The 26,831-nt window shown below is 58.5% G+C and carries 16 protein-coding genes; 3 read left to right on the top strand and 13 right to left on the bottom strand.

Translation table 11 applies throughout. The features are described from left to right. Positions 1 to 4 precede the first annotated feature (4 nt). The 8 genes from NG99_RS25660 to NG99_RS25695 form a co-directional block, all read right to left on the bottom strand. Positions 5 to 3,103 (bottom strand): efflux RND transporter permease subunit, encoded by a 3,099-nt coding sequence (locus tag NG99_RS25660; RefSeq protein ID WP_034899338.1) that lies wholly within the window; start codon positions 3,101 to 3,103, stop codon positions 5 to 7. Then, a complete protein-coding gene (locus NG99_RS25665; RefSeq protein WP_034899340.1) occupies positions 3,100 to 6,270 on the bottom strand; it encodes an efflux RND transporter permease subunit in 3,171 nt (1,056 codons plus the stop codon). The genes NG99_RS25660 and NG99_RS25665 overlap by 4 nt, the downstream gene beginning before the upstream one ends. Then, a complete protein-coding gene (locus tag NG99_RS25670) occupies positions 6,267 to 7,499 on the bottom strand; it encodes an MdtA/MuxA family multidrug efflux RND transporter periplasmic adaptor subunit (protein WP_034899341.1) in 1,233 nt (410 codons plus the stop codon). Before NG99_RS25670 ends, NG99_RS25665 begins: the two co-directional genes overlap by 4 nt. Positions 7,500 to 7,661: 162 nt before the next feature. Continuing rightward, positions 7,662 to 9,074, bottom strand: coding sequence for an efflux transporter outer membrane subunit (locus NG99_RS25675; protein ID WP_034899344.1), 1,413 nt, complete (start codon positions 9,072 to 9,074; stop codon positions 7,662 to 7,664). Continuing rightward, entirely contained in the window at positions 9,064 to 12,192 is a 3,129-nt protein-coding gene (locus NG99_RS25680; protein ID WP_034899346.1) for an efflux RND transporter permease subunit, read from the bottom strand. The genes NG99_RS25675 and NG99_RS25680 overlap by 11 nt, the downstream gene beginning before the upstream one ends. 10 nt (positions 12,193 to 12,202) lie before the next feature. Continuing rightward, complete coding sequence (locus tag NG99_RS25685) at positions 12,203 to 13,330, bottom strand: efflux RND transporter periplasmic adaptor subunit (protein WP_034899348.1); 1,128 nt, start codon at positions 13,328 to 13,330, stop codon at positions 12,203 to 12,205. A 401-nt stretch (positions 13,331 to 13,731) separates the two neighbouring features. Further along, on the bottom strand, positions 13,732 to 15,453 hold the full coding sequence (locus tag NG99_RS25690; RefSeq protein ID WP_034899349.1) for a penicillin-binding transpeptidase domain-containing protein: 1,722 nt from the start codon (positions 15,451 to 15,453) through the stop codon (positions 13,732 to 13,734). 339 nt (positions 15,454 to 15,792) lie between these two features. After that, positions 15,793 to 18,072 carry a molybdopterin guanine dinucleotide-containing S/N-oxide reductase gene (locus NG99_RS25695; protein ID WP_034899395.1) on the bottom strand — a complete coding sequence of 760 codons (2,280 nt, stop codon included), beginning with the start codon at positions 18,070 to 18,072 and terminating at the stop codon, positions 15,793 to 15,795. Between the two features lie 206 nt (positions 18,073 to 18,278). Between NG99_RS25695 and galR the strand changes: the two genes are divergently transcribed. Continuing rightward, positions 18,279 to 19,280 carry an HTH-type transcriptional regulator GalR gene (galR, locus tag NG99_RS25700; protein ID WP_034899352.1) on the top strand — a complete coding sequence of 334 codons (1,002 nt, stop codon included), beginning with the start codon at positions 18,279 to 18,281 and terminating at the stop codon, positions 19,278 to 19,280. A 57-nt stretch (positions 19,281 to 19,337) separates the two neighbouring features. On the opposite strand, the gene NG99_RS25705 is transcribed toward galR, so the two are convergent. Further along, complete coding sequence (locus tag NG99_RS25705) at positions 19,338 to 19,805, bottom strand: GNAT family N-acetyltransferase (protein WP_034899354.1); 468 nt, start codon at positions 19,803 to 19,805, stop codon at positions 19,338 to 19,340. Positions 19,806 to 19,829: 24 nt separating this feature from the next. Further along, positions 19,830 to 21,083, bottom strand: a complete 1,254-nt coding sequence (gene lysA, locus NG99_RS25710; RefSeq protein WP_034899355.1) for a diaminopimelate decarboxylase — start codon at positions 21,081 to 21,083, stop codon at positions 19,830 to 19,832. Between the two features lie 122 nt (positions 21,084 to 21,205). On the opposite strand from lysA, the gene NG99_RS25715 reads away from it, so the two are divergent. Next, complete coding sequence (locus NG99_RS25715) at positions 21,206 to 22,126, top strand: LysR family transcriptional regulator (RefSeq protein ID WP_034899396.1); 921 nt, start codon at positions 21,206 to 21,208, stop codon at positions 22,124 to 22,126. Here the strand turns inward: NG99_RS25715 and NG99_RS25720 are convergent. Further along, positions 22,123 to 23,286 carry an MFS transporter gene (locus tag NG99_RS25720; RefSeq protein ID WP_034899357.1) on the bottom strand — a complete coding sequence of 388 codons (1,164 nt, stop codon included), beginning with the start codon at positions 23,284 to 23,286 and terminating at the stop codon, positions 22,123 to 22,125. The genes NG99_RS25715 and NG99_RS25720 overlap by 4 nt on opposite strands. A gap of 482 nt (positions 23,287 to 23,768) precedes the next feature. Between NG99_RS25720 and NG99_RS25725 the strand changes: the two genes are divergently transcribed. Further along, positions 23,769 to 24,392, top strand: coding sequence for a hypothetical protein (locus NG99_RS25725; RefSeq protein ID WP_034899359.1), 624 nt, complete (start codon positions 23,769 to 23,771; stop codon positions 24,390 to 24,392). Between the two features lie 58 nt (positions 24,393 to 24,450). Here NG99_RS25725 and NG99_RS25730 read toward each other — a convergent pair whose 3' ends face one another. Then, the gene (locus tag NG99_RS25730) at positions 24,451 to 25,146 is read right to left on the bottom strand and encodes an amino acid racemase (protein WP_034899361.1); all 696 of its coding nucleotides are present in this window, start codon (positions 25,144 to 25,146) and stop codon (positions 24,451 to 24,453) included. 161 nt (positions 25,147 to 25,307) lie between these two features. Then, a complete protein-coding gene (gene lysS, locus NG99_RS25735; RefSeq protein ID WP_034899362.1) occupies positions 25,308 to 26,828 on the bottom strand; it encodes a lysine--tRNA ligase in 1,521 nt (506 codons plus the stop codon). Between the last annotated feature and the right edge of the window lie 3 nt (positions 26,829 to 26,831).

Consider the following 26,831-nt stretch of genomic DNA (forward strand, 5'->3'; position numbering starts at 1 on the left):
ATCGTTATTCAGCATGACGCAGGCGTGCCCACTGGCGCTTAGTGGCACGGCTGACGCGATCGAGATAGAGGTACACCACCGGAGTGGTGAATAAAGTTAATAGCTGGCTAAGCGCCAGGCCACCGGCAATCGCCAGCCCCAGCGGGCTGCGCAGGTCGGCGTCACCGCCGCTGCCCAACGCCAGCGGCAGCGCGCCGAAGAAGGCGGCCAGCGTGGTCATCATAATCGGACGGAAGCGCATCAGGCAGGCCTGAGTAATCGCCTGTTGCGGCGACAGTCCCTGATTTCGTTCGGCGGCCAGCGCAAAATCGATCATCATAATAGCGTTCTTTTTCACAATGCCGATCAGCAGCAGAATGCCGATCAGCGCGATCACCGTCAGTTGGGTGTTGGTCAGCAACAGCAGCAGCAGCGCGCCCACGCCGGCAGAAGGCAGCGTAGAGAGAATGGTCAGCGGGTGGATGTAACTTTCGTACAGCACCCCGAGCACGATATACACGGCGGCCAGCGCGGCCAGGATCAGCCACGGCATGGAGGCCGAGAGCGCGGCGAACTCTTTCGCCGTGCCCTGGAATCCGGCCTGGATGCTATCCGGCAGCGCTATCTTTGCCATCGCCGTTTTAATCAGCGCCTGAGCCTGCTCCAGCGAAACGCCATCGGCCAGGTTAAAGGCAATGGTGCTGGTGGCTGACTGTCCCTGGTGCGCGACCGAAAGCGGCGCATTAGCTCCGCTGAAGCTGGCAAAGGCGGAGATCGGCACCCGATCCCCCTGATCGTTGACCACGTACATTTTTTGCAGCATATCCGCATCGCGGGTGTAGGCGTCCTGCAACGACATCACTACGTGATACTGGTTGAGCGTTTTATACAGGGTCGCCACCTGCCGCTGGGCAAACGCATTATTCAGCAGCGTATCGACCATGTTCGCATCCACGCCAAGCCGTTTCGCCCGATCGCGATCGATAGTGATCATCACCTCCTGGCCGCCGGTCTGCGAATCCGAATCGACGCTGGTCAGCTGCGGAATGGCTTCCAGCGCGGCTTTAACCTTAGGCGTCCAGATGCGCAGCGTGTCCAGATCGTCAGCCTGTAGGCTGTACTGATAGCTGGCGTTGGCGCTGCGTCCGCCGATATGAATATCCTGCGCGGCCATCAGGAACAGCTGCACGCCGGGGATGTTGCTGGATTTGCCGCTCAGCCGGTTAGCGACCTCGGTGGCCGTGGCGTCGCGCTGGTCGAAATCCTTCAGATGCACGAAGAAGTTCGCCGTGTTGCGCGAGCCAAACGCGCCGCTGCCCATGGAGGACATCACCCCGTCCACCGCCGGGTCCTGCTCAATCATTTTGGCGAACTGCTGAAGCTTCGGCTCCATCGCCTGGAACGAGACGTTCTGATCGGCGCGCAGCATCCCCATCAGCAGGCCGGTATCCTGATTCGGGAAGAAGCCTTTCTGCACCACCGAATAGAGGAACAGGTTGAGGAGGATTGTCAGGATCAGGCTGAACAGCGTCAGCCGCTGGTGGCGCATCACCCAGTTCAACGCCGATGAGTAGGCCGCCAGCAGACTGTTGAGGGCATTTTCAATCCACTGATAAACCGGGTGTGGTCGCGTGCTAACCTTTGGCTTGCGCTTCAGCAGTCGCGAACAGAGCATTGGCGTCAGGCTGAGCGACACCAGCATGGAGATAATCAGGGAAACCGTCAGCGTTACCGCAAACTCGCGGAACAAACGCCCCACGATGCTGCCCATCAGCAGGATCGGAATAAACACCGCCACCAGCGACAGGGTCATCGACAGCACGGTAAAGCTCACCTCGTGCGCACCCTTCAGCGAGGCGCGAACCGGACTAAGCCCTTCTTCGATATAGCGCGTGATGTTTTCCAGCACCACAATCGCATCGTCCACCACAAAGCCGGTGGCAATAATCAACGCCATCAGCGACAGGTTATCCAGGCTGTAACCGAGCATATACATTACGGCGCAGGTGCCAATCAGCGACACCGGCAGAGCCAACGCCGGGATCAGCACCGCCTGAGCATTTCGCAGGAACACGAAGACCACGCCGATCACCAGCAATACCGCCACCAGCAGCGTCTCTTCGGTATCGTAAAGCGAGGAGCGGACGTTCGGTCCGCGATCCACCACGATTTTCAGCGACACGTCCGCCGGTAAGTCTTTTTGCAGCGCCGGAAGCTGCGCTTTGATCGCGTCGATGGTAGCCAGCATATTGGCTCCCGCCTGGCGGGTCACGCCAATCATCACCGAAGGCGTCTGGTTGTAGTAGCCAACGTTGTACTTGTCTTCCACCGAATCATAGACGGTGGCTACGTCGCTGAGGCGGATCGCCTTGCCGTCCTGATAGCTGACGATCAGCTTGCTGTACTGGCTGGCCTGATCGATCTGGCCATTGCCGTCGACAACCCAGGACTGGCGATCGCCCTGCAACAGCCCTTTTGGCAAATTGGTGGTGCTGTTGGCTATCGCCGCGCGCACGGTATCCAGCGAAATACCAGCCTGAGTCAGCATCTGCGGCTGGAGATCGATTCTGACGGCGGGCAGCGCGCTGCCCATCAGCGACACATCGCCGACGCCCTGAACCTGAGCAATTTTCTGGTCGATTTTGCTGTCGGCAATATCGTACAGCTCGCCTTTCGAACGGGTTGTCGAGGTCAGCGCCAGCATCACAATCGGCGCGTCGGACGGGTTGGCCTTCCGGTAGGTGGGCAGCGTGGCCATGCTGCTGGGCAGCAGGCTGCGGGCGGCGTTGATCGCCGCCTGCACGTCACGCGCCGCGCCATTGATATCCCGGCTCAGATCGAACTGCAAAATAATATTGGTTGAGCCCTGCGAACTGCTGGAGGTCATCTCGGTAATGCCCGCGATCTCGCCAAGCGATCGCTCCAGCGGCGTAGCTACCGTCGCCGCCATCGTCTCCGGGCTGGCCCCGGCCAGCTTGGCGGTGACCATAATGGTCGGGAAATCCACCTGCGGCAGCGGCGCCACCGGCAGCAGGCGATAGCCCAGCACGCCCAGCAGCAGCAGCGCCAGGGGCAGCAGCAGCGTGGCAACCGGCCGGAAGATAAACAGGCGAGTGATATTCATCCGCGATCTACCGCTTTACGCATTCTGCGACGTCCACGCTCCGCCATACGATCGAACCACAGGTAGATGACCGGCGTGGAAAACAGCGTCAGCACCTGGCTGAAGATCAGTCCGCCAACAATCACCAGCCCCAGCGGCTGGCGAAGCTCCGCGCCGGAGCCGGAGGCCAGCATCAGCGGCAGCGCGCCGATCAGCGCAGCCATGGTCGTCATCAAAATTGGCCGGAAGCGCAGCAGGCAGGCCTGATGAATCGCCTCACGCGGGCTGAGGTGCTGGTTCTTCTCCGCATCCAGCGCGAAGTCGATCATCATGATCGCGTTCTTTTTCACAATGCCGATCAGCAGGATCACCCCGATAAGCGCGATCAGGCTGAACTCCGTACCCGCCAGCAGCAGCGTCAGCAGTGCGCCCACCGCAGCGGAAGGCAGCGTCGAAAGGATGGTAACCGGGTGAATAAAACTTTCATAAAGAATACCCAGCACTACATACATGGTCAGCAGCGCGGCCAGGATCAGCCACAGCGTATTACTGGTTGCGCTCTGGAAGGCCGCGGTTTCTCCCTGATAGCGCAGGGTAATGCTGGAAGGCTGCGCCAGGCTTTGCTGCGTTTCGGCGATGGCCTTTTGCGCGTCCTCCAGCGAGTAACCGTCGTTAAGGTTGAAGGAGACGGTAACCGCCGGAAACTGATTGAGGCGCATATGCGTCAGAGAACCGATCCGCTGATGGATTTTCGCAATCGCGGTCAGCTTCACCATCCCGGTAGTGCTGGTACTGGTGCTACTGTCGTCATCTGAGCTGCTGCTGGACGAGTCAGAATCTGAGCTGCTGGTTGAGCTACTGGACGGCGCGAGATAAATATCATCAAACGAGGCCGGGGACTTTTGCCAGGCAGGCGCAACTTCCAGCACCACGCGATACTGATTCGACTGGGTGAAGATGGTGGAGACCAGACGCTGACCAAAAGCGTTGTACAGCGCGGTATCCACATCGGCAGCGGTAATGCCATAGCGCGCCGCCACATCCCGGTTCAGCTCAACGTAGGCGACCTGTCCCTGATCCTGAAGATTACTCACTACGGAGCTGAACTCAGGCCGCTTTTGCAGCGCGGCAACCAGCTTCGGCGACCAGTTGACCAGATTCTCACTGTCGGCATCATCCAGCGAGAACTGATACTGATCTGGCGTGACCTGGTCGTTGACCGTCAAATCCTGCGAGGCCTGCATATACAGCTGAATGCCCGGCACGTCCTGAGTGGCCTGCTTCAGCTCGGCAATCACCCGATCCGCGCGCTCATCCCGCTCATCGAACGGTTTAAGGTTTATTTGCAGCCGTCCGCTGTTCAGGCTGGTATTGGTGCCGTCAATGCCGATGGTCGAAGAGAGGCTTTCCACCTCTGGATTCTTCAGCACGATCGCCGCCAGCTGCTGCTGGCGCTTAGCCATTTCACTAAACGAAATATCCTGAGACGCCACGGTCACGCCCTGGATCAGCCCGGTGTCCTGGGAAGGGAAAAAACCTTTCGGGATAACCATGTAGAGCAGCCCGGTCAGCACCAGCGTCGCCAGCGCCACCAGCAGAGTCAGGCGCTGATGGTTGAGGACGATGGTCAGCAGGCGATCGTAACCCGCGATCAACTTATCAAAGAACTCTCCGCCCTTGCGGTAGAAGCGGCTCTGACGCTCTTCGGGAATATGGCGCAGCAGCCAGGCGCACAGCATCGGCGTCAGGGTCAGTGACACCACCATCGACACCAGAATCGAGACGGCCAGGGTAATCGCAAACTCGCGGAACAGTCGCCCGACGACGTCGCCCATAAACAGCAGCGGGATCAGCACGGCAATCAGCGAGAACGTCAGTGAAATAATGGTAAAGCCGATTTGCCGGGAGCCGTTCAGCGCCGCCTGCATGGGCGTCTCGCCCTGCTCCAGCCTGCGCGAGATATTCTCTACCACCACTATCGCATCATCAATAACGAAACCGGTGGCGATGGTCAGCGCCATCAGCGACAGATTGTTCAGGCTGAAATCTGCCAGGTACATTACGCCGAAGGTGCCGATCAGCGACAGCGGTACGGCAATGCTGGGGATCAGCGTAGCCGCCACGTTGCGCAGGAACAGGAAGGTCACCATCACCACCAGCGCCACCGACAGCATCAGCTCAAACTGCACGTCGCTGATTGACGCACGGATGGTCTGGGTGCGATCGGAGAGGATCTGCACCTTCACGCCGTCCGGCAGCGCAGCCTGCAAGGTCGGCAGCTGAGCTTTTATCGCATCGACCACCGATATAACGTTAGCGCCGGGCTGACGCTGCACGCTGATGACGATCGCTGGCGTATTGTTGGCCCAGGCGGTCTGGAAGGTATTCTCTGCCGCCTGCTGGATATGGGCGATATCGTGCAGCCTCAGCGCCGAGCCGTTCTGGTAGGTCAGGATCAGGTTGCCGTACTCTTCCGCCGTGCGCAGCTGGTCGTTGGCATCAATGGTCACCGAGTGATACTGGCCGTCAAAACCGCCCTTCGAGCCGTTAACGTTGCTGTTGCCGATCAGCGTGTTGACGTCTTCCAGCGTCAGCCCGTGAGCGGCCAGCGCTTTCGGGTCCACCTGCACGCGGATCGCAGGCTGATGGCCGCCCGCCAGCGTAACCATACCCACGCCGGAAATTTGCGAAAGCTTCAGCGCAATGCGGGTGTTAACCAGATCCTGCACTTTAATCAGCGGCAGCGTGTCCGAACTGGCCGCCAGGGTAATCACCGCCGTGTCGGCCGGATTGACTTTTTTGTAGGTCGGCGGGTTAGGCAAATCATCAGGAAGCAGGCTGTCCGCCGCGTTGATTGCCGCCTGAACTTCCTGTTCGGCCACGTCCAGCGACAGGTCGAGGGAGAATTTCAACGTAATCACCGATGAGCCGCTAGAGCTGCTGGAGGCCATCTGGCTCAGACCGGCCATCTGTCCAAGCTGACGCTCCAGCGGAGCCGTGACCGATGACGCCATCACGTCCGGGCTGGCTCCCGGATAAAGCGTGGTGATCTGAATGGTTGGGTAATCCACCTGCGGCAGCGCCGAGGTGGAAAGTAAACGGTAGGCGAAGATCCCGGAAAGCATCACCGCGACCATCAGCAGGATGGTGGCAACCGGACGTTCGATAAAGATGCGCGAAGGATTCATTGCGCTTTCGCGCTCCCGCCAGCGGCCTTGGTTTCTTCTGCGGTAATCACCTTCACTTTGCTGCCGTTACTCAGGCGATCGATGCCTTCAGTCACCACCTGCTCACCAGCGCTGACGCCGGAAAGTATCGCCTGCTGCGTCTCGCCCAGCGTCGGGCCGGTTTTCACCTCTTTGCGCGTCACGGTCAGATCTTTATTGATCACGTAGACAAAGCTGCCGTCGCTGCTCAGCTGTAGCGCCTGCGCAGGGATCACCGTGGCCTGCTTCAGCGTGCCGGTTTGCAGACGCAGATTAACGAACTGATTGGGATAGAGCGCCTCATCCTTGTTGGCGAACAGCGCCTTCAGCGCTACCGACCCGGTGCTGGTATCAATCTGGTTACTGATAAACTGCACGCTGCCCTCCGCCAGCTGGCTGCTCCCCTCCTGATCGAAGGCGATGGCCGGCAGGCTCTGGCCGCTGTGCAGCGATTTCAGCAGGACCGGGATATTACTTTGCGGCACGCTGAAGGTCACGGCGGCAGGCTGCGTCTGGGTGATGGTCACGATGCCGGTGGTATCCGTGCTGTGCACCATATTGCCCGCATCCACCAGCCGTAAACCAGCGCGTCCGGCAATCGGCGAGGTGATTTTGGCAAACTCAAGGTTCAGCTTAGCAGCGGCGATCTGCGCCTCATCCGCTTTAATCGTACCGCTGTATTGCCCTACGGTGGCGATCTGCGTGTCCAGATCCTGGCGGGAGAGCGAGTCCTGAGCAAACAGCTTGCGGTAACGAGCCAGCGTCAGCTCGGCGCTTTTCAGCAGCGCCTGATTCTCGCTCAAATCGCCCTGGTACTGCGCCAGCGTCGCCTGATAGCTGCGCGGATCGATCTGCGCCAGCACCTGCCCGGCCTCAACCTTTTGCCCCTCGGTAAAGAACACTTTCACCAGCTGTCCGTCAACACGACTGGTGACCGTCACCGTGGCGTTGGGAATCACCGTACCCAGCGCGTTCAGATAAACCGGCACGTCCGCCGTCGTCACCTGCCCGCTATGCACTGGCGTCGCCATTCCCGACATCATACCAGGCCCGCCGTGTCCGCCCATCCCCCCCATACCGCCTGGAGCGCCAGCATGATTGCCGCTGTGCGGCCAGAAACGCCAGGCCAACAGTGCAACGACAATGACCAGGATCGCTATAAGGATTTTTCTACGTCGGGAAGATGAAGTGTTCTTAGTCGTTGAGATCATGAGGTTCTGTTGAGTAAAGTAAGGCAAAGGGTTCAACGGAGGCTTATGCTTCCGCCTGAAAAAAGGTCAGGCCAACATGGCTGGCCTGACGCTATTATGGGCGAGCGGGCTGGTTAAATTCCATCCTCAGAACGTAAGGATTTCGTAAGAAAATCAGGGAAATCATGATTTCCATCCGCCGCCAAGCGCTTTATACAGCGTAATTTGCTGGTTCAACCGCCCTAAACGAGTGGTTATTAGCGACTGCTGCGCCGCATACAGTGAACGCTGCGCCACCAACACGTTGAGGTAGCTATCCACGCCTTCATCATAGCGGATATGCGCAAAATCGTAATTACGTTGATTCGCCTGTTCATCCTGCTCGCGCGCCTTCAGCTCGTCCAGGTAGGTGTCCTGACCAGCCAGCGCGTCGCCAACCTCTTTGAACGCCGTCTGAATCGACTTTTCATAGTCAGCTATTTCAATGCGCTTTTGCAAATGCGCAATATCCAGGTTCGCCGAATTGACCCCGCCGTCGAAAATGGGCAGCGTGATGCTCGGCCCAAAGGACCAGGCCGCCGTACCGCCCTCCAGCAGATGACCCAGGCTACTCGACGTCGAGCCGCCCGACGCGGTCAGGCTGATGCTGGGGAAGAAGGCCGCGCGCGCCGCGCCGATGTTGGCATTAGCCGCCTTCAGTTCATGCTCGGCGGAGATGATATCCGGGCGACGGGTCAACAGATCCGAAGGCAGGCCGGACGGCGTGGCCGGGAAGTGCCAGTCTTTGTTCAGACGCGCGTTGGCCAGCATATCGGACGGCAGCCTGGTGCCGACCAGCAGGGCCAGCGCGTTCACATCCTGGCGAACCTGGCGGGTGTAGGAAGCCACATCCGCCTGCGCCGTGCGCACCGAGGTTTCGGCCTGCACCAGATCCTGCTCGCTGCTGATGCCGCCGTCGAAGCTGCGTTTGGTCAGGTTATAGGAATCCTGCTGGCTTTTCACCGTATCCTGCGCCAGCTTCAGCAGCTCGTTATCAGAGCACAGCGACAGATAGCCCGAGGCCACTTCGGCGATCAGGCTGATTTGCGTAGCGCGCTGGGTAGCGGCGGTAGCCAGATAGCTTTCCAGCGCCTGATCCCGCAGGCTACGCAAGCGACCAAAGAAGTCCAGCTCCCAGGCGGTCACGCCCAGGCTGGTGTTCAGCTCATGGTAGGTGACCGGCCCGGTAGAAGAAGTGTTGTAAAGATTGCCCGGCAGGTGTGCTGCGGTCTGCGAAGCGCTCAGGTCTACCGAAGGCAGCAATGCTGCCCGGTCAATTTGCACCTGTGAACGCGCGACGTCGACGTTCAGCGCCGCCACTCTCAGATCGCGGTTATTCTCCAGCGACAGGGCAATCAGCTTGTGCATCATCGGATCGGTGAAGAAGTTCTGCCAGCTGATATCTGCCCCGTTGCCTGGCTGGACGTTGCCCTGCTGGTCGTAGTGCGCCGCCACCGGCAGCGCAGGCCGCTGATAATTTGGCTCCATGGTACAGCCGCTCAGCACCAGCATCACCGCTACCGGCAGGGCAGCCAGCGAGAAAGTCTTATGAAGCATTATTTTCCACCTCAGTTTTGGTTTTTTTCTTACCAGAGAAACGCTGCGCCACCACGACGTAAAACATCGGCACAAAGAAGATGGCGAGGAAGGTCGCGGTGATCATCCCGCCAACCACCGCCGTCCCGATCGAGTGCTGGCTACCTGCCCCAGCCCCGCTGGACATCGTCAGCGGCAGCACGCCGAGCACAAAAGCCATCGAGGTCATAATGATCGGCCTGATACGTAACCTTGCGGCTTCCAGCGCCGCCTCCACCAGCCCCTTGCCCCCCTTCTCATGCAGCTCTTTAGCGAACTCCACGATCAGAATGGCGTTTTTCGCCGCCAGGCCGACGGTAGTGAGCAGTCCGACCTGGAAGAACACGTCGTTCTCCAGCCCGCGCATCAGCACCGCCAGAATGGTGCCGAGCACGCCGAGCGGCACCACCAGCACCACCGAGAAGGGAATAGACCAGCTCTCATATAGCGCCGCCAGGCAGAGAAACACCACCAGGATCGAAATGGTATACAGGGCAGGCGTCTGCGAGCCGGAACTCTGCTCTTCATAAGAGAGGCCGTGCCACTGCACCCTGAAGCCCGCGGGCAGTTTGGCGGCAATCTCCTCCACGGCTTTTGTCGCGTCGCCCGAGCTGTAGCCAGCCGCTGGCGATCCCATAATTTCTACCGCAGAGACGCCGTTAAAGCGCTCATAGCGAGGCGAACCGTACTCCCATTTCCCGCTGCCAAAGGCCGAGAAAGGCACCATCTCGCCGCTGCTGTTGCGGAAATACCACTTATTCAGATCTTCAGGCGAGACGCGCGATCCGGCATTACCCTGCAAATAGACTTTCTTCACGCGGCCGTTGTAGATGAACTGATTGACGTAGGTTGAGCCCCACGCGGTGGAGAGCGTGTTGTTGATATCTTCCAGGCTCAGCCCCAGCGCCTGCGCGCGTTCATCGTCAACAATCAGATGATACTGCGGCTCATCTTCCATTCCGTTCGGCCGGGTCGCCATCAGGCGCTTGTCCTGCGCCGCCATGCCGAGGAACTGATTGCGCGCGGCCATCAGCGCCTCATGCCCCTGGTTATTGGTGTCCTGCAGGAAGAAATCGAAGCCCGTCGCGTTCCCCAGTTCCATTACCGCAGGCGGTACTAAGGCAAATACCCTGGCATCCTGCAACGTAGAGAAATGCGCCATCGTGCGCTGCGCCAGCTTTTGTACCGTCTGGTCAGCGTTACGCTGCGCCCACGGCTTCAGCAACACGAATGACATGGCGGTGTTTTCCCCGCGCCCCGAGAAGCTGAACCCATTTGGCGAGAACACCGAGCTGACTTCCGGCTCGTTTTTCAGCAGCCAGGACTGGATCTCATCCAGCACCTGCTGAGTTCGTTCGCTGGAGGCATTGGCAGGCAGCGTGGTTTGCATCATCATCACCCCCTGATCCTCATCCGGCAGGAAAGAGGTGGGCACGCGAGTGAACAGATAGCCGGTCGCGGCCACCAGCACCAGATAAATGACCAGGAACAGATTGCGTTTGGAAATCACCGTGCCAACGCTGTTGGTATAATGCAGCGTGCCGGCATCGAATTTACGGTTAAACCAGCCCGCCATGCCTTTGGTTTTGTGTTCGGCTGAACCCGGTTTCAGCATCGTGGCGCACAGCGCTGGGGTGAAGATCAGCGCCATCAGTACCGACAGAGCCATCGCCGAGACGATCGTCAGGGAGAACTGGCGGTAAATAACCCCGGTGGATCCGCTGAAGAAAGCCATTGGCAGCAGCACCGCCGAGAGCACCAGCGCGATGCCAAACAGCGCGCCCTGAATCTGCTCCATCGATTTTATCGTTGCGGCTTTCGGATCAAGCCCCTCGTCGTGCATCACTCGCTCAACGTTTTCCACCACCACAATGGCGTCATCCACCAGCAGCCCGATCGCCAGCACCATCCCGAACATCGTCAGGGTGTTGATGGTGTAGCCGCAGGCGGACAGAATGCCAAAAGTCCCCAGCAGCACTACCGGCACCACCATCGTGGTGATTAGCGTGGCGCGCAGGTTTTGCAGGAACAGCAGCATCACCAGAAAGACCAGCGCAATCGCTTCGAACAGGGTTTTCACCACTTCTTCAATCGAGGCGCTCACCACCGGCGCAGTATTGTAGGGGAACTCCACCTCCACGCCGTCCGGCAGCGACGGCTTGAGAGCGTCAACGGTGGCCTGGACCGCGTTAATGGCGTCCAGCACGTTGGCTCCGCTGGCAAGACGCAGCGCGATACCGGCAGAAGGCTTGCCGTTGTAGGTGGCGGAGATACTGTAATCCTGCGGCCCCAGATCGACCTTAGCCACGTCGCGCAGGCGCACCTGCGAACCGTCCGCATTGACCTTGAGCAGAATATTTTCGAACTGTTTCACCGACTGCAAACGCGTTTTACCGATGATGGTGGCGCTGAATTTTGCGCCCGGCGTAGTCGGCAGCCCCGCCAGCTTACCGCTGGAAATCTGGACGTTCTGCTGACTGATAGCCGTCGATACGTCGCCCGGAATCAGCTGGTATTTATACAATTTGGCCGGATCGAGCCAGATACGCATCCCGTATTCCGATCCCATCACCATAAAGTCGCCCACGCCTTTGGTGCGGGAAATCGGATCTTCCAGTTTGGAAACCAGCAGATCGGCGAGATCGCCGTTGCTCATTTTGCCATTGGTAGAGATCAGGCTGACGACCAGCATAAAGTTAGCCTGATACTTACGTACGTTAATGCCCTGCTGAGTCACCTCGGTCGGCAGCTGAGACTCGGCCAGCGACACTTTGTTCTGCACCTGAACCTGGGCGATGTCCGGGTCGGTCCCCTGATCGAAGGTCACAATGAGGGTGGCGCTGCCGTCGCTGTTACTCTGCGACTCGATGTAGCGCATGTTATCAAGGCCGCTCAGCTGCTGTTCGATAACCTGAACCACGGTGTTCTGCGCGGTGTCCGCGCTGGCGCCCGGGTAGGTAACCTGCACCGAAATGGCCGGAGGGGCAATATTGGGATACTGGTTGATCGGCAGTTTAAGGATCGCAAGACCGCCGACCAGCATCACCATGATCGCCACCACCCAGGCAAAGATGGGGCGTTCAATGAAGAATTTAGACATCAGATTTCCTCTACTGCGCTGAAGGATCGGTGGTGGTCAGATTGGCCTGCGGCGCCGACTTTTCCTGACTTTCGCTCGCCGTCACCTTCGCACCGGCACGGATGCTCTGTAGGCCATCGACGACCACCCGCTCCCCGGACTTCAGTCCTGAAGTGACCAGCCATTTAGCGCCGATCGTTTCGCCAGTGGTAATGCTCCTCTGGGCCACGGTGCTATCCGCGTTAACAACGAAGACGTAAGGATTGCCTTTGCTGTCGTGCATGATGGCTTCCTGCGGCGCAAGAATGCCCTGCTCAGCAATGCCCTGTGGGAAACTGGCGTGAACGAACATGCCGGGAAGCAGTACCCGGTTTGGGTTAGGGAATGACGCGCGCATCGTTACGCTGCCGGTGCCTTCATCAACCGTCACTTCCGAGAATTCCAGCTTGCCTTCCTGCGCATAGCCGCTGCCGTCTTCCAGCGTCAGCTTCACCGCCGCCGCGTTGTCCCCTACCGCCTTTAGCCTGCCGTCTGCCAGCGCCGCGCGCTGGCGCAGCAGGTCCTGCGAAGACTCGCTGACGTCGACATAAATAGGATCAAGCTGCTGAATGGTGGTGAGATAGCTGGTCTGGCCGTTGGTCACCAGCGCGCCTTCCGTGGAAAGGGAGCGGCCGATATGACCGCTAATAGGCGCGCGCACTTTGGTGTAGTTCAGGTTGACGCGTGCGGTTTCCAGATCGGCCTGCGCTTCGCGGGCGGCCGCGACGGCATCGTCATAAGTCTGCCCGCTGATGGCATGCGCCGCCGCCAGCGGTTTGTAGCGCTGGGCCAGCCTGTTGGCGTTAGTCAGCGTGGCTTCAGCCTTGTCGTACGTCGCCTGATAGCTGGCCGGATCGATTTCATACAGCGACTCGCCCGCCTTCACCTCGCTCCCTTCCTTGTACAGGCGTTTAAGAATGATACCGCTGACCTGCGGACGAACTTCGGCCGTCCGCACGGCAGTCGTCCGTCCGGGCAGTTGGGTAAAAAGCGTAACGGGCTCGCTACGCAGCGTCATTACCCCTACCGGGGTTGGCTGGCTACTGGCTGCTGGTGTGACATGCTGGTCACAGGCAGCCAGCAAAAATATCAGGCTCGCTGAGAGGGTTTTTAAGCGCATGGTGAAGTCTCACTATGGAGGAAACAAAATAGTAATGAGAGTGATTATTCTCAAAAAAGAAGTTAATTATAGGAGGGCCTGAAAACCAGCAATGTTAAGTTTGCGCTAAATTGAGTGTCCAAACGCTACCGATAGGCTTTTCGTGCTGAATCGCGCCAGCCCTGCCAGGCAAACGATTCCTTTTGTGCTTTTTTGTTAGTTTCAGAGCGAAATCCCTCTTTTGACCTTCCAGGGAAAAAACGCCCCTTCAGCGCTACCAACACAAAAGGGGCTGACGCGAGCTGATGGAATACGGAGTCAGCTCGCGATGGCTTTACCCTACTCTACAGCCGCGATCGGGGCTGTTTCGAAAGTGCAAAAGATCGGTTAAGAGATGTGTGTAAGTCTGGCAGGCTCGCCCTTCAGCCGCTGTGGGTGGAGTAAAGCGCGTCCGGTGCCACATTCATATGCTTCAGCACCGGGCCAATAATATTACCGAACACCGGCGCGGCGACTGAACCACCGAAGTGGTCGCCCGCCGTTGGGTGGTTGATCATAATCACCAGCGCGACCTGCGGATTGCTGGCTGGCGCGACGCCTGCGGTGTAGTTGATGTAGCCGCCGTCGTATTTCCCGCTGTCGCCCATTTTCTCCGCCGTACCGGTTTTGATCGCCAGACGATAGCCCGGCACCGCCGCTCGCACCCCGCTGCCGCCCGGTAGCGCATCGCTCTCCATCATATGCACAACGGAGCGCACGGTATCCTCATCGGCCACGCGCGTGCCGATAACCGGTGGCGTTACCTTGGTGATCGACAGCGGACGGTAGACGCCAAACGAGCCGAGCGTGGCATATTCACGGGCAATTTGCAGCGGCGTCACGCGCAGGCCGTAACCAAACGAGAAGGTCGCGCGTTCGATATCCGCCCAGCGCTCACGGTGCAGCGGGAAGTAGCCCACGCTCTCACCGGTCAGCCCCAGTCCGGTCGGCTTGCCCAGCCCGAATGAGCTGAAGGTATTCACCAGCACCTCGGCAGGCATCGCCAGCGCGATATGCGAAACGCCGATATCGCTCGATTTCTGCAAAATACCGGTCATGGTCAGGCGCGGCCAGTGCCCCACGTCGCGGATCAGGTGACCATTAACGCGGTACGGCGTGGTATCCAGCACCGAATCCGGCCTGACCAGCTTGCGGATCAGCCCTTCCATCACCACCAGCGGCTTCACGGTTGAACCCGGTTCGTAGCTGTCGTTGATCGCCGTATTGCGCATCTGGTTGGCCGAGACGTTTACAAAATTGTTCGGGTTAAATGAGGGATATGAGGCCATCCCAAGGATTTCGCCGGTATCGATTTTAATCAGCACGGCCGCGCCGGAGTCCGCTTTGTTCAGCAGCACGCCGTCACGCAGTTTGCTGTACATGGTGTACTGATCGAATTTGTCGATGCTGAGCTGCACGGTAGGCGGCTGGTGCGGCGGCTCGTAGTTGAGCATCGCCACGATGTTACCGTTGGCGTCCTGGCGATATTTCTCTTCGCCCGGCGTGCCCTGCAACACCTTATCGAACCCTTTTTCCAGTCCGGTCAGTCCGCTGTTATCGGCCCCGACAATGCCCAGCAGCGGACCGGTGGCATCGCTCATAGGATAGAAGCGGCTGTCGTCATAAACGGTACTGATCCCCGCCAGGTGCAGTTTGGCAATATCCTTGGCGATACCCAGCTCAATTTTACGCCCGAGGTAGAGAAAGCGACGTTTGGGGTTGGCATTGATCTGGCTGGCGATCTGCTCGGGACGCTGGTCGAGGGCGTTGGCCAGATATTCCCATTTAGCGCTGGTGAAATCCGGGTGGGCTTCCAGCACGCGCTGCGGGTCGGCAATGATGTCCCTCGACGGGACGCTCAGCGCCAGCGCTTCGCCGTTACGGTCCAGCAGCGTGCCCCGGTTTGTCGGCAGCGCCACGGTACGCAGCGAGCGTTCGTCGGCCTGCTTCTCCAGCATCGGATGGTTAATGAGCTGTAAATCCCCTACGCGCGCCAGCAGCACGACCAGACAGGCAAAGACTCCGACGCAAATCAAACGGAAACGGAGCGGATGAAACGGCGATTTTGCCTGATCTTTTGCGAGTAATTTCTTTAAGCGCGACATGGGTCTTCTGGTTATAGGTGCAGGATAACTGTCTGGGAGTTATACAAAAAATGCCGGGGAGATAACAGGGAAACTGTGTTTCAGATCGTGATTGTCGGCGCGCATACCGGGAGGGTAAATTCCTTTAAAGCTAACATATTCAATAAGTTAACAACATCCCGGCGACTTTCAGACAAAAAAAACCTGCGCATCTGCGCAGGTCGGTGAAACAAAGCATGAAAACTTTTTGATGTTCACCCATCAATACCTCTGGGACTTAAACTGTAGCAACCTGGCCAGTCGGGTCGCCAGCCAGGATTCGCAACAGTTCACCGCAAACTGTAACCAGCTATGTGATTCTTAGGCATTTTTGCAATCTTTCGCCTTTTTAATCTCTACCAGGCAGCTCATCGCGTTCGGGCCCTGAGTTAGCGAAGAAGTACCGATATCCAGCGTCAGGACGTTTGGGTTACCGGCGCGATCGTACGGCTGCCAGGCTTTGCCAAAGCCGGGATCGAACCAGGCGCCGGTCGAGATCAGCACCACGCCCGGACTGACGCCGTCGGTAAGCCTGACGCCAGCCAGCATCCTGCCCCGATCGTTACTGACGTCAATCACCTCGCCGCTGGCAATCCCACGCGCCGCCGCATCCTGAGGATGCATCCACAGCGTTTCATGTCCTGCCGTTTTGTTGGCCTGTACCGAGGGAACGGCGTCCATCTGGCTGTGCAGCCTGTCGCTGGGCTGAATGGAGATCATATGCAGCGGGAAGCGTTGGCTGATCCCGGCCCCCAGCCACTCTTGCGGCGGCTGCCATTCCGGATGGGGTGCAAAATCCGGCAGCTGATAGCTGGCGATGGTTTCGCTGAACAGCTCGATTTTACCGCTGGCGGTTTTAATCGGATTCGCCACGGGATCGGCGCGGAACGCTTCCATAAAGACGAAGGGCTTCTCTCCCTGCGGAATTTCAACGTAGCCTTCGTCCCAGAAAGTTTTGAATTCCGGGAAGTGAATTCCCTTCTGGTGGTGCGCAACGGCGCACTGCTGATAAAGATGCTCGATCCACTGCGCTTCATTACGCTTTTCGGTAAAGGTGTCCCGGTAGCCCAGACGCTCGGCCAGATCGGCAAATATATCGAAATCGTTACGCGCCTGATGCTGCGGGTCGATTGCCTGATGCATCGCCAGCACAAAACGGTCGCGCGAGGAGCCGCCGATATCATTGCGCTCCAGCGTGGTGGTCACCGGCAGTACGATATCCGCCATCTGTGCCGCTGGCGTCCAGACAATGTCCTGCACAATCACCGTATCGGGGCGCTGCCAGCCCTCAACCAGCCGGTTGAGCTGCTGATGGTGGTGGAACGGATTGCCGCCAGCCCAGTGGATCAGGTGAATATCCGGGTAGGTCAGCGTTTGCCCCTGGAACGTATACGGCTCGCCGGGATGGAGCAGCATGTCGCTGATGCGGGCCACCGGAATAGCCTGGTCAGCGATCGGATTCACGCCGGTGGACATCAACGGCGCAGGGCCTTCAACGCGTGGATTGCCTACGCTGTTCATCGAGCCGTGGCCGAAGGAGAAGCCCGCTCCCGGCAGGCCCGGCTGACCCAGCATCGACGAGAGCGCAATCATCATCCAGTAAGGCTGCTCGCCACGGTGAGCTCGCTGCACGGAATAAGAGCAGGTAATGAAGCTGCGCTTGCCAATCAGCTGCTTTGCCAACTGCTCAATACGCAGGGCGGGAATACCGGTAATATCGCTGGCCCAGCGAGGCGTTTTCGGCGTGCCGTCGCTCTCGCCCAGCAGATAGCTGCGCAGCTGCGGATAGCCGACGCAGTGAGAGTGTAAAAACGCCGTATCGACTGCGTTCAGACGTTCGATTTCAAAGCCAAGCGCCAGCATTAGCGCCACATCAGTATTCGGGCGGATGGGGATCCACTCGGCGTTAACAAACTCAGGGCAATCGTCGCGCATCGGGCTGATATTCACCACTGGCGTGCCCTTTGCCGCCAGCTCAAGCAGGGCTGGCTTCAGGCTGTGCTGCCCGGCGCCGCCGGAGGCAACCTGACTATTTTTCAGCGCCAGCCCGCCAAAGGCGATAAAGATGTCGCAGTGTTCCACCACGCCTGGCCAGTCTGTCACCCTGCCGGTCAGCGGCATATAGGTGCCGATAACGTAGGGCAGGAAGAACTGGGCGGCTCCCCAGCTGTAGTTACCCAATTGATCGATGCCGCCGCCGCCGGTGAAATAGAAGCGGCGAATCAGCGTACGTGCGTGGTTGACGCGACCGGCTGATGACCAGCCGTAGGAACCGTTAAAAATGGCCGACGGGCCGTAGCGATCGCGCACGCGGCGATTTTCTTCCGCCACCAGATCCAGCGCCGTTTCCCAGTCTACCGCCACAAAATCTTCGCGCCCGCGCAGCGTGCGATCGCTTTTCTCGCGCGACGCCAGCCACGAGCGGCGCACCATTGGCTGACGGATACGTCGGTCGGAGTAGACCAGTTCAGGAATGCTGTTAAGCATCGGCGACGGGTCCCGATCGGCAAAAAAAGGCTCGCAGCGCAGCAGCTTCCCATCCTCAACAACAGCGGTGAACGCGCCCCAGTGGGCAAGATGCGGCACTTTTTTAATGGTCATAGCAGGGTCCGGCAGGCGATAGATTTTTGGCAGGCCAGCATAGCGTTTTTTTACAAAGCTGAATATATGCGTGCCGCCGCCCACGGCAGAATGGGCTGATTTATCCAGCTTTGCGACGCCGCTGGCATTCTGTGTGCTTGAAGTAACAGGGATTTTCCGCAACACTGAACAGCTATGTAAACGCTTACCCTGGAAGGCTCTTAACAATGGCTACCATTAAGGATGTTGCCAGGCTCGCGGGCGTTTCCGTGGCAACGGTTTCCCGCGTAATTAACAATTCGCCAAAGGCGAGCGAAAGCTCACGCCTGGCCGTTACCAGTGCGATGGAGCAGCTGCAATATCACCCTAATGCTAACGCACGCGCGCTGGCGCAGCAGTCGACGGAAACCATGGGGCTGTTAGTAGGTGATGTGTCCGACCCTTTCTTCGGCGCGATGGTGAAGGCCGTGGAGCAGGTTGCCTATGAAACTGGCAACTTTTTGCTGATTGGTAACGGTTACCACAACGAACAGAAAGAGCGTCAGGCGATCGAGCAGCTAATCCGCCATCGCTGCGGCGCGCTGGTGATCCATGCCAAAAAAATTCCCGATGCGGATTTGATCCCGCTGATGAAGCAGATCCCCGGCATGGTGCTGATTAACCGTGCGCTGCCAGGGTTTGAGGAACGCTGCATCGCGCTGGACGATCGCTACGGTTCCTGGCTGGCGACGCGCCATCTGATTCAGCAGGGGCACCAAAACATTGCCTATATCTGCTCGACCCATCCTATTTCCGATACCGAAGATCGTTTGCAGGGCTACTACGATGCCCTGAAGGAGCATAACCTGCCCTGCAACGATCGGCTGGTGGCGCTGGGTGAGCCGGATGAAGTGGGCGGCGAGCAGGCCATGACCGAGCTGCTGGGGCGCGGCAGGCAGTTCACCGCCGTTGCCTGCTACAACGATTCGATGGCGGCCGGTGCGCTGGCGGTGCTGAGCGACAACGGCGTGCGGGTCCCGGAGGAGATGTCGCTGATTGGCTTTGATGACGTGCTGGTGTCGCGCTACGTTCGCCCTCGCCTGACCACGGTACGCTATCCGATTGTGACCATGGCCCAGCAGGCTGCCGCACTTGCGCTGGCGTTAGCTAACAATCAGCCGCTGCCAGAGGTGACCAATATGTTCAGCCCCACGCTGGTTCGCCGTCATTCGGTCGGATCGCCAGGCTGATCGACGGGCAAAAGAGAGGCGGAAGCCATTCCGCCTGTCCGCTCATTGCTACCGTAATTAGTTTTCTCTCAACGACTTATGGTAAAGCCGCACCGTTTTATCCGGGTAATCCAGCGCGTCGCCCAGATACCGCCAGCCAAACCGCTCGTAATAGGCCGCGCAGGCTGAATAGAGATAAAGATCCCCGAAGCCACGCCGCAAGCTTTCTGCCATCACCGTTTGCTGGAGCTGCTCGCTCAGCCCGCGTCCCCGATAGCTTTCATCGACGTACAGCGCCGCCAGCCACGGGTAAAGGTCCTGACGGCTGATTAAATCACAGCGCCACAGCCCTACCGTGCCGACGGCCCGCTCGCCGTCAACCGCAACCCAGGTGACGGGAAGATCGGCGCCGCTCAGGCTGCTGGTCAGAATGCTGGCGAAAAACGGTCGGCTGGTTGCGCTGCCAAACGCCTGCCAGAGCCAGTCGGTCACCGTTTCGATATGCGCCTGCGCTGCCGCCAGCGGAATGATGCGTAGCGTGGTCATCACACTTTCTCCCCAGGCGCCCTGCTACAGCTCCAGCGCCAGCAGTTCCTGAATCGTTTGCGGACGGCGGATCTGGCGCGGCGTGCCGTTTTCGAACAGCACCTCCGGCAGCAGCGGGCGGCTGTTGTAGTTGGAGGACATGGACGCGCCATAGGCTCCGGTATCATGAAACACCAGATAGTCTCCCGGCTTCACCTGCGGCAGCGCGCGCGTTTCCACTTTGCCTCCTTCCAACTGGGTAAACACGTCACCCGATTCGCACAGTGGCCCCGCTACGACGCTCTCGATCGTGTTCTGCTCATCCAGCTCGCGGCCGTCGCCCGCAATGGCCGAAATATGATGGTAGCTGCCGTACATCGCCGGGCGCATCAGGTCGTTAAACCCTGCGTCAACCAGCACAAAGTGACGGCTGCCCATCTGTTTCACTGCGCGGACTTTGGAAACCAGCACGCCAGACTCCGCCACCAGAAAACGCCCTGGTTCAATCTCCAGCTTCACCGCATGTCCAAGGTGCTGGGCCACGCGCTGACGAGCCGCATCCCACAGGCCGAAATAATGTTCGGTATTGATAGCCTCTTCACCAAAGTGGTAAGGAATCGACAAACCGCCCCCGGCTGAAATCGCCTCCAGATCCTGACCGAAGCCAATCACCTGATTGACCATCGCTTCGCACACCTGCTCCAGATGACCGTAGTCCACGCCGGAACCGATGTGCATATGAATGCCGGTCAGCTTCAGCCCGTGCTGCTGAATTGCCGCCAGCGCCAGCGGCAAATCAGTATGCCAGATGCCGTGCTTGCTGTTCTCACCGCCGGTATTGGTTTTCTGACTGTGGCCGTGACCAAAACCGGGGTTGACGCGTAGCCATACCGGGTGCCCTTGCGAAACTTCGCCCAGCTGGTGCAGCATATCGACAGAACCAGCGTTGACCGGGATTTTCAGTTCGGTCAGCCGAGCCAGCGTCGGCTCATCGACCACGTCGGCCGTAAAGACGATTTCATCGCCGCCCGGCACGAATCCCGCCACCAGCGCACGCTCGATTTCCCCAAGGGACACTGAATCAACCTTCACTCCCGCCGCGCGCATCAGCCGCAGGATATGAATGTTCGAGCAGGCTTTCTGCGCGAAGCGCACCACGTCAAACTGCTTCAGCTGCGCGATGCGCTGCGTAATGACGCTGGCGTCATAGGCCCAGACCGGGCCGCCATAGTGCCTGACCAGCGGCAGCAGGTTATCGCGGGTTAAAGCCGTATTGGTGTCGGTAAGTGAGCGTGGCATAGGGACTCTCCTGAAAATGATGAGGTTATTACGCCACAGCCAGATGCGGATGAAAAATATCTGTTTTAAGGGAGTCTATTCATCCATGATATACCTTTGAACTCACGCCGGAGGACATGCGTATGGCTGGCATTACGCTGCGACAGATTGAAATCTTCCACGCCGTGGTGACCACCGGCAACCTCACCGCCGCGGCCGCCCTGCTCAACACCTCGCAGCCTACCGTTAGCCGCGAGCTGGCCCGCTTTGAGAAGCTGGCCGGGCTGAAGCTGTTTGACCGCGTGCGCGGACGCTTGCAGCCTACCGTTCAGGGTCTGCGGCTGTTTGAAGAGGTTCAGCGCTCCTGGTACGGCCTCGACAGAATCATCAGCGCCGCCGAAGGCCTGCGGCAGTTTCGCCAGGGCGAGCTCTCCATCGCCTGCCTGCCGGTCTTTTCTCAGTCGCTGCTGCCGCTCTTCTGCCAGCCATTTTTACAGCGCTACCCGGACGTCAGCCTGAATATTATTCCCCAAGAGTCGCCCCTGCTGGAGGAGTGGCTCTCCGCCCAGCGTTACGATTTGGGGCTGACGGAAACCCAGCAGACGCCAGCCGGAACCGAACGCACAGCACTGTTCACCGGCAACGAAGTCTGCGTGCTGCCCAAAGGCCACGCGCTGACGGCGAAAACCTGTCTCACCCCGGCCGACTTTGCCGACCAGGACTATATCAGCCTGTCGCGTACCGACAGCTATCGCCAGCTGCTGGATAATCTGTTCATTGAGCAAGGGGTAAAGCGCAGAATGGTGCTGGAGACGCACAGCGCGGCGTCCGTCTGCGCGATGGTCAGAGCTGGGGTGGGGGTGTCGATTGTCAATCCGCTGACCGCGCTGGACTATGCTGGCAGCGGCGTGGCTATCCGGCGATTCAGCATCGAGGTGCCGTTCACCGTCAGCCTCGTCCGGCCGCGGCATCGCCCCTCTTCGGCGCTGGTTGAAGCCTTCTGCGACCATTTACTGGCGCATATCAGCCTGGTCAACCAGCGCCTTGCGGAGGCGCTGCACTAGGCGCTGACGGCCTGCGTCTGCCCGCCTGACGAGCGGAAGGTGATCAGGCAGAGAACCAGCCCGCCCAGCGCCAGCACGGCGGCGGCCACCGGTACGCCGGTCAATCCATAGCCGCTGCCGATCACCGCGCCACCAGCCCAGGCACCGAACGCATTGCCGATGTTGAAGGCAGAGATGTTCAGCGTCGAGACCAGGTTCGGCGCCTCTTTGCCGTGGAGCACCACGTTAATCTGTAGGCCCGGAACGGTGGCAAACGTTGCCATCGCCCACAGGAACAGCGTCAGCTCCGCCAGCCACAGCGCGTGGCTGGTCCAGCTGAAGATCAGCGAGAATACCGCAATCAGCGAGAAGCTGAGGATCAGGCTCAGGGAGAGCTTCCTGTCGGCCAGCTTGCCGCCGAGAATATTCCCCACCGTCAGGCCGCCGCCAATCAGGAACAGCGTCCAGCTCACTCCCCTGTCGCTGATCCCCGTCACCTGCAAAAGCAGCGGCGCAATATAGCTAAACAGCGAAAACATGGCGGCGGCAAAGAATACCGTCATCAGCAGCGACAGCCACAGCTTGCCGTTAGCCAGCGCGCTGATCTCACTCGCCAGCCGCACCGGTTTCTCATCCCGATTGGTCGGCAGGCTGACAATCAGCGCAATAAATGCCAGCACGCCAATTACCGACACGCCCCAGAAGGTGGCGCGCCAGCCAAACAGCTGACCAAACCAGGTGCCCAGCGGGACGCCCAGCACGTTGGCCAGCGTCAGGCCGGTAAACATCAGCGCGACCGCTGAGGCCTGCTTGCCTGGCGCGACCAGGCTGGCCGCGACCACCGCGCCAATACCGAAGAAGGCTCCGTGGCAGAGCGCGGTGATCACCCGCGCGACCATCAGCAGGTTGTAGCTGTAGGCCAGCGCGCACAGCACGTTGCCAATAATAAAAATCACCATCAGCAGCGTCAGCGTCCGCTTGCGCGGCAGTTTGGCCGTCAGCAGCGCCATGATTGGCGCGCCAATCGCCACGCCCAGCGCATAACCGCTGATCAGCCAGCCCGCCGAAGGAATGGACACCTGCAGGTCATTCGCCACTTCCGGCAGCAGGCCCATGATGACAAATTCCGTGGTGCCGATAGCAAACGCACTTAGCGCCAGCGCCAGTAGGGAAACAGGCATGTCACATTCTCCAAAATAACGGTAAGGCTTTGAAGCCGTTTAAATCAGGCAGGTTTTCCGTCAGCAACAGAAGTTGATGCAGATCACACAATCATTAAAGCATAGCCGTGAAAAGGCTTACACCCCACGGCGGGCAAAGGTCTGTTGCCGGCAAGGCAACAATGAGCGGGAAAACTCTGATAACGCTGGCGGCACGGTTCGGTTGGTTATAAAAGCAGCTAAAATGCCATTTTATGCACTCTGTAACCTTCCTTCGCTGGCCAGAAATCTCGCTTACATAATAATTCCTAAACAATTTTATTTGAGAATGTTCTTAGTTTTATAGCTTCAGACAACGGTAGATTGTTATCCCTGAGATAAATAGTACGATTTTGACTATGTTAAATGATTAAAGTTTTGCGATGACAGGCCGATACCTCGATAACGGACACAACAGGCGAACCTGATGCTGTGCTTGATCGATTCATTGCCGAGGAGTTGAAATGCGACCTACCATTTGCCTGCTAGCCCTGCTAGTCGTCGGCTGTTCAGTGGGAAAATATGATTACAGCAGTGAAGCTGAGAAACGGGTCGATATGACCGTCACCGGCATTCCTACGATCCTGGGAGTGGGGACGCTTGGCACCACCATCCCGCTCACCCCTGAATATAGTCTGACGGCTGCCCACGTAGCGAAGTACTCACTGTACCGAGTGAAATCGTATCATCCAGAGTGCGATCTTGCGGTGGTGTACCATAAAAACGGCAACGTACCGCTGCCTCACTTTCGCAATGGCAACATCGGCGACAAAATTAACCTCTACGGCTACAGCTTCATTTCCGCGATGCCGGTGGCTTCCAGTGGCACCAACCTCGTCAATACCGGCCTGAAGAACGACTGGAACAAAGCTGCCTGCGTGGTGGTGGCTTCCGACGCTGGCGTGGTGAAAGGCATGTCCGGCGGCGCGGTGTATAACGCTTCTGACGATTCCATTGGCGGGGTGATAATTGGCTACTCCAGCCATATCAATGACGTAAAAACGGGAAAGAAGCTGTATAACGACGTGTCTTTGTACGTGCCCTATGCCCGCTTTAAGGATTGGCTGAACGACGCCATTAAGTCTTAGGGGCATTTTTGCCGCTGGACAAGGGCTGAAAGGGAGCCGTAACTCCCTCCCGGTTTACTCAATCCCGTAGCATAAATTCTACGGCCGATGAGGCGTGGATAGCCGTGGTATCAAACACCGGGATCGGGCAATCCTCAGGCCGTAACAGCAGGCCAATCTCGGTACAGCCAAAAATAATCCCCTCTGCGCCCTGCTCAACCAGTCCGGCAATGATCTGCTGATAGCGTTTTTTTGACGCGTCGGTAAAGACGCCAAGGCACAGCTCCTCAAAGATAATACGGTTCACTTCCTGCCGCTCTGCCGCTTCCGGCACCAGCGTTTCAATACCATATTCGCTGGCGAGCCTGCCGCGATAAAAATCCTGCTCCATGGTGTAACGCGTGCCCAGCAGCGCAATGCGGGACATTTTCTGCTGCTGAATAGCGCGAGCCGTGCCGTCAACAATGTGCAGGAAAGGCAGCCCGCTTTGCTGAATTATCGGCCCGGCCACCTTGTGCATGGTGTTGGTACAAAGCACAATGCCTTCAGCACCGGCCTTTTTCAGCGAGAGCGCCGCCTCGGCCAGCATCTGCCCGGCTTTGTCCCAGTCGCCGCTTGCCTGGCAGGCTTCAATATCATGGAAATCCACGCTATACAGCACCAGCTTCGCAGAGTGCAGGCCGCCCAGCCGTTGCTTAATCCCTTCATTTATCAGCTGATAGTAGGGCACCGTGGATTCCCAGCTCATGCCGCCAATCAGTCCAAGTGTTTTCATTATGAGTTCCTTGCAGGAGGTCGTAAGACTGCCCCCACTATTCCGTATTCTTGCGCTGCGATCAATTCCCCGCCTGAGCCGCCTTAAGGCAGGGACGGCTTTCACATCAAAAAAAAAGGGGCGAATCGCTTCGCCCCTTTCGCTGCTGACTGCGGCAGAAATTATTTGCTGCCTGGACGCAGCGCCGGGAACAGGATCACATCGCGGATGGTGTGGCTGTTGGTAAACAGCATCACCATGCGGTCAATCCCGATGCCGAGGCCAGCCGTTGGCGGCAGGCCGTGCTCCAGCGCGGTCACGTAGTCTTCATCGTAGAACATCGCTTCGTCATCACCGGCATCTTTGGCGTTAACCTGCTGCAGGAAACGCTCGGCCTGATCCTGCGCATCGTTCAGCTCGGAGAAGCCGTTACCGATTTCACGGCCGCCGATAAAGAATTCAAAGCGGTCGGTGATTTCCGGGTTCTCGTCGTTACGGCGCGCCAGCGGCGAAACTTCAGCCGGGTATTCCGTAATAAATGTCGGCTGGATCAGATGGCTTTCAGCGGTCTCTTCGAAAATCTCGGTGACAATGCGGCCAAGGCCCCAGCTCTTCTCAACTTTAATGCCCAGCGACTGCGCGATGGCGGCGGCTTTATCAAAATCATCGAGATCGGCGAGATTGGTTTCCGGGCGATATTTCTGAATCGCGTCCTTCATCGTCAGCTTCTCGAACGGCTTACCAAAATCGAACTGCTGGTCGCCGTAAGGCACCACGGTGGTGCCCAGCACGCTTTGCGCCAGCGTGCGGAACAGGCTTTCCGTCAGCTCAATCAGGTCTTTGTAATCCGCATACGCCATATAGAGTTCCATCATGGTGAACTCAGGGTTATGACGCGGCGAAATACCTTCGTTACGGAAGTTGCGGTTGATCTCAAACACGCGATCGAAGCCGCCCACCACCAGACGCTTCAGATACAGTTCCGGCGCAATACGCAGGTACATGTCGATATCCAGCGCATTATGATGGGTGATAAACGGACGCGCGGATGCGCCGCCGGGGATCACCTGCATCATTGGCGTTTCCACTTCCATAAAGTCGCGGCCAACCATAAAGCTGCGGATACCGGCCATGATTTGCGAACGAATCTTGAAAGTCTTGCGGGACTCTTCGTTAGCGATCAGGTCCAGATAGCGCTGGCGGTAGCGGGTTTCCTGATCGGCCAGTCCGTGAAACTTGTCCGGCAGCGGGCGCAGGGCTTTCGTCAGCAGGCGCAGCTCGCTGCAGTGAACGGACAGCTCGCCGGTTTTGGTTTTGAATAACTTGCCGCGAGCGCCGACGATATCGCCAAGGTCCCACTTTTTAAACTGCTCGTTGTAGATGCCTTCCGCCAGATCGTCGCGGGACACGTACAGCTGAATCCGTCCGCCCACGTCCTGCAGGGTCACAAAGGAAGCTTTGCCCATGATGCGGCGGGTCATCATCCGACCGGCCACGCTGACCTCGATGCCAAGCGCTTCCAGCTCTTCGTTCTCTTTTGCATCAAACTCAGCGTGCAGCTGGTCTGAAGTGCGGTCGCGGCGGAAATCGTTCGGAAACGCCACGCCGTTTTCACGCAGCGCGCTGAGCTTTTCGCGACGCGCTTTCAGTTCGTTGTTCAGCTCAAGTACGGCGTCAGCGCCCTGCGGTTGTTGTTCAGACATGTC

This window comes from Erwinia typographi (assembly GCF_000773975.1).
Classification (GTDB): Bacteria; Pseudomonadota; Gammaproteobacteria; order Enterobacterales; family Enterobacteriaceae; genus Erwinia; species Erwinia typographi.

Excerpts from the sequence above, each read along its gene's own strand:
- NG99_RS25660 (WP_034899338.1), bottom strand. The coding sequence starts at position 3,103 with ATGAATATCACTCGCCTGTTTATCTTCCGGCCGGTTGCCACGCTGCTG.
- NG99_RS25665 (WP_034899340.1), bottom strand. The coding sequence starts at position 6,270 with ATGAATCCTTCGCGCATCTTTATCGAACGTCCGGTTGCCACCATCCTG.
- NG99_RS25670 (WP_034899341.1), bottom strand. The coding sequence starts at position 7,499 with ATGATCTCAACGACTAAGAACACTTCATCTTCCCGACGTAGAAAAATC.
- NG99_RS25675 (WP_034899344.1), bottom strand. The coding sequence starts at position 9,074 with ATGCTTCATAAGACTTTCTCGCTGGCTGCCCTGCCGGTAGCGGTGATG.
- NG99_RS25680 (WP_034899346.1), bottom strand. The coding sequence starts at position 12,192 with ATGTCTAAATTCTTCATTGAACGCCCCATCTTTGCCTGGGTGGTGGCG.
- NG99_RS25685 (WP_034899348.1), bottom strand. The coding sequence starts at position 13,330 with ATGCGCTTAAAAACCCTCTCAGCGAGCCTGATATTTTTGCTGGCTGCC.
- NG99_RS25690 (WP_034899349.1), bottom strand. The coding sequence starts at position 15,453 with ATGTCGCGCTTAAAGAAATTACTCGCAAAAGATCAGGCAAAATCGCCG.
- NG99_RS25695 (WP_034899395.1), bottom strand. The coding sequence starts at position 18,072 with ATGACCATTAAAAAAGTGCCGCATCTTGCCCACTGGGGCGCGTTCACC.
- galR (WP_034899352.1), top strand. The coding sequence starts at position 18,279 with ATGGCTACCATTAAGGATGTTGCCAGGCTCGCGGGCGTTTCCGTGGCA.
- NG99_RS25705 (WP_034899354.1), bottom strand. The coding sequence starts at position 19,805 with ATGACCACGCTACGCATCATTCCGCTGGCGGCAGCGCAGGCGCATATC.
- lysA (WP_034899355.1), bottom strand. The coding sequence starts at position 21,083 with ATGCCACGCTCACTTACCGACACCAATACGGCTTTAACCCGCGATAAC.
- NG99_RS25715 (WP_034899396.1), top strand. The coding sequence starts at position 21,206 with ATGGCTGGCATTACGCTGCGACAGATTGAAATCTTCCACGCCGTGGTG.
- NG99_RS25720 (WP_034899357.1), bottom strand. The coding sequence starts at position 23,286 with ATGCCTGTTTCCCTACTGGCGCTGGCGCTAAGTGCGTTTGCTATCGGC.
- NG99_RS25725 (WP_034899359.1), top strand. The coding sequence starts at position 23,769 with ATGCGACCTACCATTTGCCTGCTAGCCCTGCTAGTCGTCGGCTGTTCA.
- NG99_RS25730 (WP_034899361.1), bottom strand. The coding sequence starts at position 25,146 with ATGAAAACACTTGGACTGATTGGCGGCATGAGCTGGGAATCCACGGTG.
- lysS (WP_034899362.1), bottom strand. The coding sequence starts at position 26,828 with ATGTCTGAACAACAACCGCAGGGCGCTGACGCCGTACTTGAGCTGAAC.